Source organism: Desulfosarcina alkanivorans, from assembly GCF_009688945.1.
Taxonomy (GTDB): domain Bacteria; phylum Desulfobacterota; class Desulfobacteria; order Desulfobacterales; family Desulfosarcinaceae; genus Desulfosarcina; species Desulfosarcina alkanivorans.
On sequence record NZ_AP021874.1, the window covers coordinates 4,591,508 to 4,605,009 of the forward strand.

At 56.3% G+C, this 13,502-nt stretch carries 16 protein-coding genes; 11 read left to right on the forward strand and 5 right to left on the reverse strand.

What is annotated here, in order from left to right; all coding sequences use genetic code 11:
• Positions 1–33: 33 nt before the first annotated feature.
• The 3 genes from DSCA_RS20085 (at position 34) to DSCA_RS20095 (ending at position 2,179) form a co-directional block, all read left to right on the forward strand.
• Positions 34–381, forward strand: a complete 348-nt coding sequence (locus tag DSCA_RS20085; protein WP_155318124.1) for a hypothetical protein — start codon at positions 34–36, stop codon at positions 379–381.
• A gap of 195 nt (positions 382–576) precedes the next feature.
• Positions 577–831, forward strand: a complete 255-nt coding sequence (locus DSCA_RS20090; protein ID WP_155318125.1) for a hypothetical protein — start codon at positions 577–579, stop codon at positions 829–831.
• Between the two features lie 34 nt (positions 832–865).
• Entirely contained in the window at positions 866–2,179 is a 1,314-nt protein-coding gene (locus DSCA_RS20095; protein WP_155318126.1) for an SEC-C metal-binding domain-containing protein, read from the forward strand.
• Positions 2,180–2,219: 40 nt separating this feature from the next.
• On the opposite strand, the gene DSCA_RS20100 is transcribed toward DSCA_RS20095, so the two are convergent.
• Positions 2,220–2,486 carry a hypothetical protein gene (locus DSCA_RS20100; RefSeq protein WP_155318127.1) on the reverse strand — a complete coding sequence of 89 codons (267 nt, stop codon included), beginning with the start codon at positions 2,484–2,486 and terminating at the stop codon, positions 2,220–2,222.
• Between the two features lie 73 nt (positions 2,487–2,559).
• Between DSCA_RS20100 and DSCA_RS20105 the strand changes: the two genes are divergently transcribed.
• Entirely contained in the window at positions 2,560–2,856 is a 297-nt protein-coding gene (locus tag DSCA_RS20105; protein WP_197904638.1) for an ogr/Delta-like zinc finger family protein, read from the forward strand.
• Here the strand turns inward: DSCA_RS20105 and DSCA_RS20110 are convergent.
• The 4 genes from DSCA_RS20110 to DSCA_RS20125 all read right to left on the reverse strand — a co-directional run bounded on the left by DSCA_RS20110 (position 2,837) and on the right by DSCA_RS20125 (position 7,427).
• Positions 2,837–3,592: a YkgJ family cysteine cluster protein gene (locus tag DSCA_RS20110; protein WP_155318128.1), complete on the reverse strand. Its 756-nt coding sequence runs from the start codon at positions 3,590–3,592 to the stop codon at positions 2,837–2,839. The genes DSCA_RS20105 and DSCA_RS20110 overlap by 20 nt on opposite strands.
• Positions 3,589–4,392 carry a YkgJ family cysteine cluster protein gene (locus DSCA_RS20115; RefSeq protein WP_155318129.1) on the reverse strand — a complete coding sequence of 268 codons (804 nt, stop codon included), beginning with the start codon at positions 4,390–4,392 and terminating at the stop codon, positions 3,589–3,591. Before DSCA_RS20115 ends, DSCA_RS20110 begins: the two co-directional genes overlap by 4 nt.
• Positions 4,393–4,401: 9 nt before the next feature.
• A complete protein-coding gene (locus DSCA_RS20120) occupies positions 4,402–5,721 on the reverse strand; it encodes a sigma-54 interaction domain-containing protein (protein WP_231716221.1) in 1,320 nt (439 codons plus the stop codon).
• 299 nt (positions 5,722–6,020) lie between these two features.
• Positions 6,021–7,427 (reverse strand): sigma-54 interaction domain-containing protein, encoded by a 1,407-nt coding sequence (locus DSCA_RS20125; RefSeq protein ID WP_155318131.1) that lies wholly within the window; start codon positions 7,425–7,427, stop codon positions 6,021–6,023.
• 195 nt (positions 7,428–7,622) lie between these two features.
• Here DSCA_RS20125 and DSCA_RS20130 point away from each other — a divergent pair, with 195 nt between their 5' ends.
• The 7 genes from DSCA_RS20130 to DSCA_RS20160 all read left to right on the forward strand — a co-directional run bounded on the left by DSCA_RS20130 (position 7,623) and on the right by DSCA_RS20160 (position 13,465).
• Complete coding sequence (locus DSCA_RS20130; protein ID WP_155318132.1) at positions 7,623–7,889, forward strand: hypothetical protein; 267 nt, start codon at positions 7,623–7,625, stop codon at positions 7,887–7,889.
• Positions 7,890–8,098: 209 nt separating this feature from the next.
• Positions 8,099–8,497, forward strand: a complete 399-nt coding sequence (locus DSCA_RS20135) for an OsmC family protein (RefSeq protein WP_231716222.1) — start codon at positions 8,099–8,101, stop codon at positions 8,495–8,497.
• 7 nt (positions 8,498–8,504) lie between these two features.
• Positions 8,505–9,851 carry an FAD-dependent oxidoreductase gene (locus DSCA_RS20140; protein WP_155318134.1) on the forward strand — a complete coding sequence of 449 codons (1,347 nt, stop codon included), beginning with the start codon at positions 8,505–8,507 and terminating at the stop codon, positions 9,849–9,851.
• Positions 9,852–10,104: 253 nt separating this feature from the next.
• Entirely contained in the window at positions 10,105–11,796 is a 1,692-nt protein-coding gene (locus tag DSCA_RS20145; protein ID WP_155318135.1) for a universal stress protein, read from the forward strand.
• Between the two features lie 238 nt (positions 11,797–12,034).
• Positions 12,035–12,358, forward strand: coding sequence for a hypothetical protein (locus DSCA_RS20150; protein WP_155318136.1), 324 nt, complete (start codon positions 12,035–12,037; stop codon positions 12,356–12,358).
• Positions 12,359–12,452: 94 nt separating this feature from the next.
• Positions 12,453–12,785, forward strand: a complete 333-nt coding sequence (gene trxA / locus DSCA_RS20155) for a thioredoxin (protein ID WP_155318137.1) — start codon at positions 12,453–12,455, stop codon at positions 12,783–12,785.
• Positions 12,786–12,808: 23 nt separating this feature from the next.
• Positions 12,809–13,465 (forward strand): ASKHA domain-containing protein, encoded by a 657-nt coding sequence (locus DSCA_RS20160; RefSeq protein WP_231716223.1) that lies wholly within the window; start codon positions 12,809–12,811, stop codon positions 13,463–13,465.
• Positions 13,466–13,502 lie beyond the last annotated feature (37 nt).

Here is a 13,502-nt window from a genome sequence, read left to right on the forward strand (position 1 = left end):
CAGATCGTCTGACCCACGCCAAAGGAGTTGAAAATGCCGGGCCCGGACAGGCACGAGTCAATGGTTGAACGGGTGACGGAGATCTACGTGGCGGTTTTTCCCGTACCAGTCAGCGAAGACCGGATGGCGGAAGTGATCCTGGCCGGCTATCAAAAAGGGTCATCCCTTCCGAACATGTCCCTGGTCCGCGCGACTGTGGAAACCCAAGCGGAAGCGGTTCCGGACCTGGTAAGGCTCTGCGATGAGATCGTTGAACAGCAAGAGGAAATCGGCTCCTATCGATTGTTGAAGTTCAACAGAAACGGGATACAGATCCTGAACCCCGGTGATTTCCGGACGTTTGAACATCCAAACCCCAACGTCCAGTGGCGGCCTTGCTGAAATAAACACCGTCCTGAAAAGATACCTGGACAATGCCATACAGGTATCCTCCTGCGGCAGCCGCAAGAGCATGGCCCCCTCTCGCGGCTGTCGTTCGTCCGGAGTTCCCTATTTAAGCGCATGTCATGGCATGCAACAGGCCGGATCGCCCGCACCCCTTCGAAAGATCCAGCCCCTATTCCGGAGGCACTGAACATGACCGTACAGAAAAACAATACGGTCTTTGAAACCTGGTTCGACCGGGGCTACCGGACAGGGACCGGCTTCGCCAGGCATGAAGCGGACTATGATGAACTGGCGGCCGTGTACCGGGCCGGAGGAATCCCGGCGAATTGGGATCTTTATCGCGCCGAAATCCTGAATCGCCATTTAGGAGACACGGGTTTCGATTTTAAGGCGTACACTGCCGGCTTTGCCCGGGCGTGCATCGATTTTTTCGAGCGGATTTAGATCCGCACTCATCATTGACCGAAAGAGACCATCCATGATCGTCGACAACCGCGTGACCTTCGATACCCTGTCCGAAGCGGATCTCGAACCCGTTTTAAAAATGCTTCAGGGCGGAAGCCCGGACGCGATCGCTCAAACGTCCGGCATCAGCAAAGCACACCTTTTGCGGGTCCGGGATGATCTGCTGGCACAGATTGACCGGGAACGGGCCAGGGCGACAGATGCGTCTCCCGGAAAAACCGGCAGAAACGCCCCGTGCCCGTGCGGCTCGGGAAAGAAATACAAGCATTGCTGCCTGGGTCGGCAGACGGTGGCCGAACGTGCGGATTCGACCGGCAAGGACGAACCGCGAACGGCACGAAAAGCAGAGCAGACCCGGCTGATCAAACGTATCGAAAAAGCGTTCAACCTGCTGCATTCCGGCCGATATGCCGAAGCGATCGACCAGGCGTCAACGTTGATCCTCCGGTATCCGAATGAGGACAGGCTCCACGATATCCTGGCGACCGGTCATCTATACGCCGGCCAATTCAAGGCCGCCATCGATATCTGCCGGCACCGGCTGGCTGTTGCCGAAGCGGAAAAAGCCTGCTTTATCACGCACGGACAGTACCGGGATTCACAGATCGGCCAACCGGCCTTGTCTTATCGCTATCCGCCCCTGACCTGGCTTCAGAAAACCTGGATCGCCTCCAAGGCAAGCGCCTATCAGGCCCGTCGTCCATCGAAAAAAAATGCAGCGATCATCGAACTTGTCGGGGCCCTTCAAACGGCGGATGATGCGGCCCGGTTTCCGGGAAACCAGACCCAGGGCCTCGAACGGCGACGCCACGCGTTGAAGGAAACACTGGAAACGCTCAAAGCCATCGGTCCTGATGTAATCCCCTATCTGCTCCCACTGGCCGTAAAATACTCCTGGGCCGGTCTTTTTGTGCCCGAGATTCTATCGGTCTACCCAGCCGCTGCGGCCACCCGGGGGCTTATTGATATCTCCATGTTCGGGTTTGACTATGCGTCCGGTGCCAGCCTTCACTATCTGGAAAAACGGGGAGATCGCGTCATATCAGATATTCGGGCGGCGTTTTCAAGAGACAATGAATTCGACCCGATTAAAACCGGTATCGTATCGGTGCTGGGAAACATTCAAACACCGGCCGCTTATGAATTGCTGCTGGATCTCCTGGCCCATGAGAGCCCTCATATCGTCAACTGGGCCGGTGATGCGCTGGGAAAATTCGGGAACGTCGGGGCCCTGTCGGTACTGGAAGCAGCAAGCGAAAGGATCGGAAGGGAACAGATGATCGACGCCGCCATCCGGCGGCTGAGGGATCTGGATAAACCGGTGTAGCCGACAGCGGCCTGACGCGGCCCTTATTACGCAGCGCCAGCTACCGCTGCCGTTCCCCGGCAAGTCTGGCTTTGAAACCTGAAAACTGGGAAGCGCTGCGGATGTAATGCCGAACCCGATCCAGGGTCGCCTCATCCTGACAGACAATCAGGTGACAACGGCATTCTCTCCGGCACTTCGCGCAACGATAATCCTCATCGAGGCGGTTACCGCATGCACAACAGGGTTTCATCGACAGCGAGCCGTTTTCCAGAGCGGCTTCATAGTAATCGCGGGGAATATATTCTTTTTCGACGATCCGGGTCATGCGCCCCCCTTTTTTCCTGTGACGGGTTGATCCGGCCCATCCCGACCCGGACAGGCCGGGTGGGGATGGATGATTGAAGAAACGAGATAAAGCAATGGTCGACCAGAACCAACCACGCTGTCCCCACTGCGACCGGAAGATGAATAAATGGCGCGTTCCCCTTGCCTCCACCTGGGTCAATGATTTTTTCTACGTCTGTTTTAACGACGATTGCCCCTACTATGTCCAGGGATGGCGGCGGTTATGGGAGAAACAGGCCACCCGGGCATCCTATCGCTGCCGCCTGGACCCGGATACCGGCAAATTCTCGCCCCTGCCGGTCTGGTCCGCTGACGCCCTGAAAGAGGACATTATTCCGGACGACGGCTGAACTGAAGGGTCATTTCTCCGAACAGTGAAAACTTGAGCCATCGACAGGCAATCGCCGCCAATTCCATATCGTCCGTCCGGATGTGAGCCAGGCGCTCTTCAGGGATAAAGAACCGGTCCAGAAATGAGCTTTCAAAAACAAAGCGCCGGAAGGCATCCAGGTCATAGCAGGCCATGTAGACCATCTGTATCCGGGCGCTGCTGAGCGTTCTAAGGGTTTTCGGCGGCCGTCCGGTGACGATCCCCATGAAGCGGTCGTTCATGGTATTGTATTCATCCAGCCCCTGGTCCGTCAGCCACGCCTGAATGGTCCATTCTTTTTCTTCCTTCCATCCGAGACAGTGCGCTTCTTTCACCGTAAAGTAATATTCCCCCGGCTGGGTTGCGGAAAACATCGAGGCGGCGCGGCCCAGGGGATATAGACGGCAGGCGCCGGGTCGGTCCGCATAGACGGCACAGCCATCCGGACTCACAAATGGACACCGCCGTTGTTGATCGGCCTGCATCTTGAGCTTGACCACCGGAAGCCCGGAAAGCCGATCGGCGGAGACGGTGGTGTGGCGGTCAAGAAATTCCCCCGAGGAAAGATGCAAGCGCTGTTTCAGGCGAATGATGTCGTACGGTGTCAGCACCAGTTCAAGGTCGGCGCAACATCTGGTAAAACAAGGCATCGACTGGTGACAGGCGAAGTGAAACGTTCCGCCCGGCACAGGCTGCATTTCAGGTGCGTCGATCATTCAATCCCCAGTGCCTGCTTTTTGGCCGCCATGGCCTCCGGTTTGATCTTGAGCACATGCTGGGCGAGGAGACCGTATTCAAGCCATTGGATGCCGAAGCGGTAGAGGGCCACATCATCCGTCTGGATCTGCTCAACCGTTTCCGGCCCGATGTCGAAGCGTTCCAGAAATGTACTTTCCAGCACAAACCGCCGGAAACGATCCAGGTCATAGCAGGCCATGTAAACCATCTCCTGGATCTTTTTATTCGTGATCTTCTCTTTGGTCAGGCGTTCGTTGGTGGTAATTTTCTTAAACAGCGCCTCCATTTCATGGTAGACGGGGATCGCCTGTTCCTCGATCCAAACCGACAGCGAGACGGTCCTGTCGGACAGAAGTCCCCGGCAGAAGGGAACATCCATCACCGAATAATATAATTTACCGGCTTTTTCCGTAAGCGTGGTGCTTTCAGGCTGCAAGGGGTAGATGCGGCATGCCCAGGGGCGGTCCGGATAGATCGTGCATCCGCTGCCGGCGAGAAACGGGCAGTGTTTCTCGTCGTCCTTCCGCATCTTTAAAACGACGACCGGAAGACCGGTGTCGCCGATCATGGACACCGTATACGCGCTCAAAAAATCTCCGGAGGACAGGCCCAGTGCATTTTTCATCCGAAGGATATCGTACGGGGTCAGAAAAATGGTGATATCCCGGCAGCATCGCGTATAGCAATCCAGGCCCTGGTGGCATTCAAACCGGAAAACATCGTGCGGGCCAAGAACGGTCAGCGGCCTCTTTTCCGCGGGTTCGATTTTTTTCGTCATGGGTTATCCTCACACCGACCCCTCGATGCCGTACCCGACAATCTTGCGGCGGAGGGTGTTTTTGTTGATCCCAAGCTCCCGTGCGGTAACCAGTTTTTTCCCGTTGTTCCGCCGAAGGGCATTGAGGATGGCGTTTTTTTCTATATCTTTGAGGGTCCTCGGATTGTTGGCAAACGCCGCATTAATCTCTGTCAGCAGTTTATCGGGCAAATGCCGCAACCCGATCCGTTCTTCCTTGCAGAGAAGGAACGCGTGTTCGATGGCATGCTCAAGCTCACGGATGTTGCCAGGCCAGTCATAGAGCATCAGTGCCGCCATCGCCTCGTGGGTAAGGCCCATAATTTTTTTCTTGGTTTTTTGACCGAATCGATCGATGAAATAGTCCACCAGCAGGGGAATGTCCTCTTTTCGGTTGACGAGTTTCGGCAGGGAAAATTTTATTACATTCACCCGAAAATACAGGTCTTCCCTGAACTTTCTCTCTTCAACCAGCTTGTCCAGACTGCGATGGGAAGCAACGACGACCCGGGCATTGGTCCTGGCGGATTGGACAGCCCCCAGGGGTTCATAACTCCCATCTTCTAAAACGCGCAGCAATCGAACCTGCAGGGCATGGGAAATATCCCCGATCTCGTCGAGAAAAATGGTCCCGTTCTGGGCGCGTTCAAAGCGCCCCGGCTTGTCGCTTTTGGCGTCCGTAAAAGCCCCGGCCTTGTATCCGAAAAGCTCGGACTCGATGAGCGTATCGGGCAGGGCACCGCAATTGACCGGTACAAACGGCCCATTTTTTTTGGGGCTGTTATTGTGAACGGCCTTGGCCAGCAGTTCTTTTCCGGTGCCGGTTGCCCCCTCGATCAAAACGATGCAGTCGCTGTCGGCAATTTGCTTGAGCGTTGAAAAAATTTCGAGCATCTTTTGATCTTTGCTCACCATGTTTTCAAAAACGTGGTGCCGGTAGAAAGATTTTCGCAGTTTGCTCAGGCTTGACAAATCCCTGAAGGTCTCGACGCCACCGATCATGCGGCCCTTGTGGTCCCTCAAAATCGTGGCATTGAGCGCAACGGGGATGCGCGTTGAATCCGAGCGGGTCATGTATGCCGGCAGATTGAAGACCGGTTGGTTGGTTTCCAGGGCTTTTCGAATGGCACAATCGGATTGACAGATATTGGTGTTGAACACCTGCCCGCACGGCTGCCCCATGGCCTCTTTTCCGGAAACCCCTGTAATTTTCTCCGCCGCCCGGTTGAACGACGTAATCCGCCAATTCAGATCGACGGTAAACACCCCCTCCTCGATACTGTCAAAGATGTCGTGGCAGCTTTGTTCCATATATGTCTGAGATCGGCCCATTAATGACTCGAAAGCGCGACAGCGTATTAAACATTGAACGAACCCGATCAGCGGAGCAGCCCGGCTGCCATCCGCTGGGGGAAAGACCATCTTGAGTCATGCCAAGAACTGTCACCGGATTCATCATCGGCGGGATCATCTTTTCGGAACCGGCATACGCTGATTTTATGCAAGGAAGGTGCCTGCCGCCAAAGAAGGAAAGACATCCCGATCAATCCCTTCGGCAGGGTTGTTCAACACGGAGACAAACAAAGAGAGGGTATGGGGATCCGCCGAGGTTATCCTTCTTTTTGCAAGGGGATATCAAACTTTTTCATATACTTCCATATGGCCGTCCGGCTCAGGCCGACTCGCCGGCCCACCTCTGCCTTGTTCCAGTCGCATTCATCAAGCAGTTCGTACAGGGTTTCCTTCGACAATTTCTTGCGCCGTGTTTTGGGTGAAAAAGAGCCGTCTGCGGTGGCATTGCAGTGGACCGGATAGGTCGGCTGCCGAATTTCAAGGGGAAGATCAGCGGTGCCGATCAGCTTGCGATTGCACAGCACGAATGCGTGCTCGATGGCATTTTCAAGCTCGCGGACGTTGCCCGGCCATGGATAGTCCATAAAAATCCGAAGGGCGGCTTTTGACAGCCCCGCAACGGCCTTACCCGTTTTTTTGTTCATGCCCGCGATGAAATGATCCGCAAGGAAGGGGATGTCCTCCCGGCGTTCCCACAGGGGCGGCAGCTGAATGGGAAACACCTTCAGGCGATAATAAAGATCCTCTCTGAAGAGCCCCTCCCGTACCCGTGCGTACAGGTCTTTGTGCGTTGCCGTGATTATGCGGATGTCGATTTTACGCTTTCTTGAATCCCCCACGCGCTCGATCTCTCTCTCCTGCAGCACCCGCAGCAGCTTGACCTGGATGTACGGACTCAGTTCGCCGATTTCGTCCAGGAAGATCGTACCGCCGGAAGCCTCCTCGAAGCGTCCCATGCGATCCCTGTTGGCCCCGGTAAAAGACCCTTTGACGTGCCCGAACAACTCACTCTCAAGCAGGTTTTCAGCCAGTGCGCTGCAGTTCACCGTCACCAGGGGGCCCTCCCGGCGCTCGCTGTTGAAATGGATCGCACCGGCCACGAGTTCTTTGCCGGTACCGCTTTCTCCCTGGACCAGAATGGTGGCTTCGCTGGCCGCTGCCGCCGATATGGCTGCGAACACCTGCTGCATGGCTCGGCTCCGGCCGATGATGTTGTCCATGCGGTGAATCTCTCCCAGCCGCAACGCCGCCTCTTCGGCTTTCTTCCGGGCTTGATTCAGCTCGGTAAGATCGGTAACCGTTTCAACGATGCCGATGATGTTGTCGTCGTCATCCCTGACCACGCTGGCATTTTTGATCACCGACACATCGAAGCCCTTCTTATGCCGCAGATGGCACTCCTTGGCTTCCGGATAGGCCGTTTCCATAATTTTACATTTTTTAATATTTGCCGGGCAGGCCTTGCCAAAACAATGGGAGCATTGAAGCAGCTGGCATGTTCTGCCCAGCGCCTCCTTGGCCGTATACCCGCTGATCCGCTCCATGGACGGATTCCACGAAGAGATTCGCCCTGATGCATCCATGGTGAAGACCCCGTCGGCCATGGAGTCGATAATCCGGTTGATGAACCGCACATTCCAGATCTCGTGAATTTTATCGTCCATTCGTTGCTCCTGTTCGCCGCGATGCGTTACGATAACGTTACCGTTCGTTACCGTTTCTGTATCCAGAAACTGCGGCAGGGGTCAAGACAAAAAAACGGCTGAAAGAGACCCGCCTGCCGGCGAACGGCCCCGACAGATGATTGGCATTCAATGTGCAGTGTTTTTTAGACAACCCCTAACCCGAGGAGGTGGCATATGTTTGCATTAATCTATGACACCCATGAACTGAACAAGCCTTTCAAACAGGTGCTTTCCATACACAAATCCCGGGAAACCGCTGAACGTGCATTGGAAAAACGAATGGCCCGGTTAGGCAAAAAAAAAGTGTGGGAGTGCGACACCCGCATTGTCTGGCTCAAAGAGAACGCAAAACCCGGATATGGCGTCACGGAAAATGCGTTTTCAACCTGGCGTCCGGGCGAAACGATCCCTTACGGGGAGCTTCACCCCGATTGTGACTGACCGGCATTTAACGCGCAAGCGCGTTTTCCCTGTCTGGCACCCACACGGCCAGGCCATCTCCCCGACACCGGCTTGACCCGAAGCGGCCCGGTATCGTATACCTGTGCTGAACCTGCCCTTTTCGACCACCATGAAACCATGCAGGTCGGGCATCATACCGGACGCAGGCGACCATTTCTTGCGAACCGCACGACACAGGGGAGATGACAATGGAGATGCTGATTCATTTTCCGGGCGGAAAACGCGTAAGCTCCAGCTACAAGGGCTTTACCGTAGAGACGGATCAACCGCGGAGCGAGGGGGGCGAGGGTGTGGCGCCCGAACCCTATGACCTGTTTTTATCCTCCATGGGGACCTGCGCCGGGGTATATATCGTCTATTTTTGCGAAAGCCGCAACATCCCCACGGACGGACTGTCCATGACCCTGCGCTTTGAACGGAACGCTTCGTCTCACCTGGTGGAAAAGATAGCGATGGAAGTCCACCTGCCGCCCGGGTTCCCCGACAAATACCGCAAGGCCGTGGTTCGTGCGGCCCAGATGTGCACGGTGAAACGCACGCTGGTCCATCCGCCGGAAATTGAGGTTACCACGACTGGCAAGGATTAGGAAAACCATGAAATTCGTGATCATCGGTGGGGATGCGGCCGGTATGAGCGCTGCCAGCCGGGCCAAGCGAACCCTGCCCGACATGGAGGTCATCGTCCTGGAAAAAACCGGGGATGTCTCCTACAGCGCCTGTGGCATGCCCTACAACATCGCCGATGCAGACCGCCCGATGGATGACCTCGTGGTCAGAAGCGCCGACGTGTTTCGCAAAAAGCAGGGAATCGATGTGTTGACCGGATACCGTGCCGAAGCGATCGATACCAAAAACCGGATCGTCTCCGGGACAAGCCGTCACAACCGGGAACCGTTCCGTTTCTTTTACGACCGGCTGCTCATCGCCACGGGGGGGCGGGCGAAAATCCCGGCGCTGCCCGGTTTTGACCATCCCGGTGTGGCCGCCTTGAAAAGCCTCAAAGACGGAAGAGCAATCAAGGACTTCATCCGGGCGAACCCGGTACGCAAGGTGGTGATCGTCGGCATGGGATACATCGGATTGGAAATGGCCGAAGCCCTCAGAATGCGAGACCTTGAGGTTGAAATGGTCAAACCCGGCCCGGCGCTCTTGCCATGGATGTCGCGCGAACTGGCGTCGGTGGTTGAGCAGGAGCTGCACGCCAACCAGGTCAGGTTGCACCTCGGATGCAACATCACCGCCGTCGAAAAAACAGCCGGAGCGCTTCAGGTGGTCTGCGACGACCGCACCCTGCCGGCCGATATGGTGCTGGCCGCCATCGGCATCGATCCGAACAGCGAGCTGGCCGCCGATGCCGGAATCGAGACGGGGGTCGGCAATGCCATCGCCGTAAACCGGCGGATGCAGACCTCGGACGAAAACATATATGCGGCCGGCGATTGTGCCGACGCCTATCATGTGGTCACCGGCCAAAAGACCTGGATTCCCCTGGCATTGAGGGCCAACCGGGCCGGATGGACGGTAGCGGACAACGTCTGCGGCAGGCCGAACCGCCTGGAAGGGGTGGCCGGGACCGCTGTTTTCAAGGTCTTCGGTCTCGAAGTGGCCCGCACCGGGCTGTCATTCGAGGAGTCGCAGCGCTTCGGCTTCGATCCGGTCGATGTCACCATCCAAACGCGGTCCCGCGCCCACGCTCACCCCGGGGCCGAAACCATCTGGGTGAACCTGATCGGGGATAAAAAAAGCGGGCGGCTGACCGGCGCCCAGATGGTCGGCAGGGAAGGGGTCGCCCACCGAATCAATGCCGCCGCCGTTGCCCTGCACAACCGCATGTCCGTGAGAGCCTTTTCTCAAACCGATCTGGCCTATGCCCCGCCCTTTGGCCCGGTGTGGGACCCGCTGCTCACCGCTGCCAATCAATTGCTGAAAAAAATGATTTAATACCCCACTCACCCGTTACAAAGCGTTACCTTTTGTCGAACCGCAACCCAGGTAACGTTATTGCGTTGCCCGTGCTCCGCCCCCTCCCGCTTCGCCACGGACTACACATTCCTTTAACCATTCAATTTAATTATTAAAGACGTCGAGGTTACGTTTTGATTGAGACGATGGCACAGTTGTTGATTTACGTCTCCATACATTCAGGCATCACCCCAATCGCTGTCGTGTTCGCGATTCAACCAAGGAGATCGATATGTGGCGCGTGCTCTCACTGCTTCAAAAAAATCTGGTCTGGTCCATCCCCGTCTCCATGATCGTCGGGTTGCTTTACGGGTATCTGTTTGATGCCGGCCCCCTTAAACGCGTCATCATCCCGGTCACCTTCATGATGGTTTACCCCATGATGGTGACCTTGAATGTAAAAAGTGTTTTCAAGGGCCGGGACTACAAACTCCAGATCACCACCCAGATCATAAACTTCGTCCTCGTGCCGTTGCTGGCCTTCTACACCGGCCGGCTGTTTTTCAGCGGGGGACCGGAAAAATACGGCTTGTGGGCCGTGGGATTGTTTCTCATCGGAGTGCTGCCCACCTCCGGCATGACCATTTCCTGGACCGGGTTCGCCAAGGGCAACAAGGAGGCGGCCATCAAAATGGTCGTCTTCGGGCTGGTGCTCGGCGCGCTGGCGGCGCCCATCTATACCAAAGTCTTCATGGGTGCCGCCATCGATGTGGACGTGCTGCACATGTTCAGGCAGATCGCCCTGTTTGTCTTCGTGCCCCTGATCGCGGGCCTGTTGACCCAGACCCTGGCCAGAAAAAAATATGGTCCCCGGATGTGGAACGATCGTATCAAACCGAAGTTTCCCCCCTTTTCGGCGCTGGGCGTCATCCTGATCGCCTTCGTGGCCATGGCCCTGAAAGCCAGGAACATCATCGCCAACCCCTCAGATATTCTCACCATCCTGGCTCCCCTGGCGGTGTTTTATCTGCTTACCTATGGCATGCTCTCCGTTGCCGGTCGGATTTTCTTCAAGCGGGAGGATGCCATCGCCATGGTTTTCGGGGTGGTCATGCGTGACCTGTCCATCGCCCTGGCCATTGCCATGACCGCCTTCGGCAAACAGGGCCTCACCATCGCCCTGCTGATCGCGCTTGCCTATGTGATTCAGATCCAGTCGGCCGCCTGGTATGTCCGTTTCGTGGAAAAAATATTCGGCCCGGCCCAAAAACAGCCCGCACCGGAAGAAGGTCGGGTTGCGCCGGAAAAAACAGCCACGGTAACCGAACTGTCCACCCGGCTGACACCAACGGATGAGCCTCCGGTGCCGTCCATCCAAAAAATCCTCTATGCCACCGACCTGTCCGACACGGCCCGACATGCGGTCCGCTATGCATGCAGCATCGGTAACCGTTTCGGCGCCTCGGTGACCGTGCTTCACGTCATTCCCGACGTTCTGGACGCCCTCTCCAGAGAAGCCGGCATCGACCTGGCCGATCATATGAACAGGAGGGCCCTGGCCGACTTTCATACCAATGGCATCGAAAAGGCGAAAGCCGCCATTTATCGGCGAATCCGGGAAACCTCCCGCCGCGTCGCCAGAGAAATTCCCCACTGCCCCTTGACCGAGGACGGCGTGGTGGTCAAAGTGGGCAGCCCGGTCAGGCAGATTGTAACGACCGCCAGGGACGAAAAATTCGATCTGATCATCATGGGCACCCATGGCCACGGAAAAATGGAAGAACGCATCATCGGCAGTACGGCCAGTGATGTGATCCGGATGAGCGAGGTTCCGGTCATGGTGGTCCGGCTTCCCGCAGCGGCATCAATTCAGACCCATCCGCAGAGACGAGCGAATCAGCCGCCTGAAAACCCGATCAGGCCGCCGGCACAGCCTGGACGAGACCGTTTATGGCGGGAGCAGGGGGTGCGCCGCGAAGAGTAACGGTGACCCGGCGCCGCACCCTGTCTGGGTCGCCCCGGACAACGCGCTGAAAGACATTGAACGAGTTCACAACCTTATGTTTTTAAAAGATATTGATCTTTCCCAACCAATCTTCGCCCGAGCTCGCATGTGGCACAGAAATTGTTACTAAACCTTAATGAAAGGTTGCCCGCGCGTTAACGGCTGGGCTGACGTTCACGGCAAGACAACATAACCCACAGAAAAGGAGGACCTCGTCATGATCATGAAGGCAATTAACTGCTGCAAAACAATGGAAATGGAACTCACCGGATGGAAGGCCATCGTCTATGACATCACCCGTAAGATGGAAGCCCTTCCCGGTGGCGAGAAATCGAAGGTTCTGCCCAACATCGAAGACCTGCACATGCTCATTGCGGAAATGGATGACCGCATCGATCAGATCCGGGAAAACTGCAAACCAGAGACCTGCATTGATGATATTCAGACTGAACGAGCCGCCTTCAATGCCTCGCTGTCCACACTTCGCGTCACCACCGAAGAAGCCATGCAGGGATTGGGAGGCGGTAATTTCGGCGGTTGACGACCCCATCCATGCACGGAGCGCCACTGTCACAGGGGGCGGCAATGGCCCGGGTTGCCGCCCTCAGTTTACCAACGGGACCAGGAGAAGAACAATGGCTGCAATTGGGCGATTAACTCAGAAAAATTTTGAGCAGTCGATCCTGCACGGCGTGACGCTGGTGGATTTTGATGCACCGTGGTGCAAGCCGTGCCGTGCTCAGCAACCGATCATCGAGGCATTGAAAAAAAACTACCGGGGTAAAGCAGCGGTCAAGAAGATAAACATCGACGAAAACCGGGACATCGCCTTTCATCTGGGTATCCAGAGCATCCCGACCATCATCATCTATAAAAACGGCAGAGAAATAAACCGCTTCATCGGACTTCAAACAACGGAAACGCTTAAAAACGCGCTGCGACACGTGATCAATCAGGCGACATGGTAGCCGACACGAAGGAGAGATCAGCAATGGGAACGTGCATCAACCACCCGGATCGGGAAACCCCCTACCTCTGTATGAAGCATCAGATATACTTGTGTGAGGACTGTCTGGAATGCCGGGACCCGAAGATCTATTGCAAGCACCGATCGGCCTGCCCCATCTGGTTCATGGGCAAGCGAAACCAGGACGGGGATGCCGAAGACAAACCGGCGGCGGCCGCAGCCACCCGAACCATCACGTTTCTGCCAGGCGGCCGGACGGCTTCGGTCGCCGAGGGCAGCACCCTGCTGGGGGAAGCCGGCATGGCCTTCTCCATGGTGGACCGCATCATCATCAGCGGCGGCTTCGGCCAGTATCTCGACATCGAAAAAGCGGTGACCATCGGCCTGCTTCCCGACATCGACCGCGCCAAATTCTCCTACATGGGCAACAGCTCCATCGCGGGCGCCTACATGGCCCTGCTGTCCAGCCGGTACCGTCAGGAGGCCCGGGAGATCTGCAGCGGCATGACCTATATCGACTTTTCCAGCGCCCCCCGGTACATGGACGCATTCACCTCGGCCCTGTTTCTGCCCCATACAGACCTGGAAGCCTTTCCCAACGTATCCAGTGTCCGTCCTGAAACGAGGGCTTTTGGTCGAGATCAAGGCGTACGAAAAATTTTACCGGAGGCATATCGTTGAGATTCCGAGGATAAAATTTTTCGCACAACGCAGAGAT

Bases quoted from the DNA above. Each gene is read 5' to 3' on its own strand.
- DSCA_RS20085 (WP_155318124.1), top strand. From the start codon at position 34: ATGCCGGGCCCGGACAGGCACGAGTCAATGGTTGAACGGGTGACGGAG.
- DSCA_RS20090 (WP_155318125.1), top strand. From the start codon at position 577: ATGACCGTACAGAAAAACAATACGGTCTTTGAAACCTGGTTCGACCGG.
- DSCA_RS20095 (WP_155318126.1), top strand. From the start codon at position 866: ATGATCGTCGACAACCGCGTGACCTTCGATACCCTGTCCGAAGCGGAT.
- DSCA_RS20100 (WP_155318127.1), bottom strand. From the start codon at position 2,486: ATGACCCGGATCGTCGAAAAAGAATATATTCCCCGCGATTACTATGAA.
- DSCA_RS20110 (WP_155318128.1), bottom strand. From the start codon at position 3,592: ATGATCGACGCACCTGAAATGCAGCCTGTGCCGGGCGGAACGTTTCAC.
- DSCA_RS20115 (WP_155318129.1), bottom strand. From the start codon at position 4,392: ATGACGAAAAAAATCGAACCCGCGGAAAAGAGGCCGCTGACCGTTCTT.
- DSCA_RS20120 (WP_231716221.1), bottom strand. From the start codon at position 5,721: ATGGAACAAAGCTGCCACGACATCTTTGACAGTATCGAGGAGGGGGTG.
- DSCA_RS20125 (WP_155318131.1), bottom strand. From the start codon at position 7,427: ATGGACGATAAAATTCACGAGATCTGGAATGTGCGGTTCATCAACCGG.
- DSCA_RS20130 (WP_155318132.1), top strand. From the start codon at position 7,623: ATGTTTGCATTAATCTATGACACCCATGAACTGAACAAGCCTTTCAAA.
- DSCA_RS20135 (WP_231716222.1), top strand. From the start codon at position 8,099: ATGGAGATGCTGATTCATTTTCCGGGCGGAAAACGCGTAAGCTCCAGC.
- DSCA_RS20140 (WP_155318134.1), top strand. From the start codon at position 8,505: ATGAAATTCGTGATCATCGGTGGGGATGCGGCCGGTATGAGCGCTGCC.
- DSCA_RS20145 (WP_155318135.1), top strand. From the start codon at position 10,105: ATGTGGCGCGTGCTCTCACTGCTTCAAAAAAATCTGGTCTGGTCCATC.
- DSCA_RS20150 (WP_155318136.1), top strand. From the start codon at position 12,035: ATGATCATGAAGGCAATTAACTGCTGCAAAACAATGGAAATGGAACTC.
- trxA (WP_155318137.1), top strand. From the start codon at position 12,453: ATGGCTGCAATTGGGCGATTAACTCAGAAAAATTTTGAGCAGTCGATC.
- DSCA_RS20160 (WP_231716223.1), top strand. From the start codon at position 12,809: ATGGGAACGTGCATCAACCACCCGGATCGGGAAACCCCCTACCTCTGT.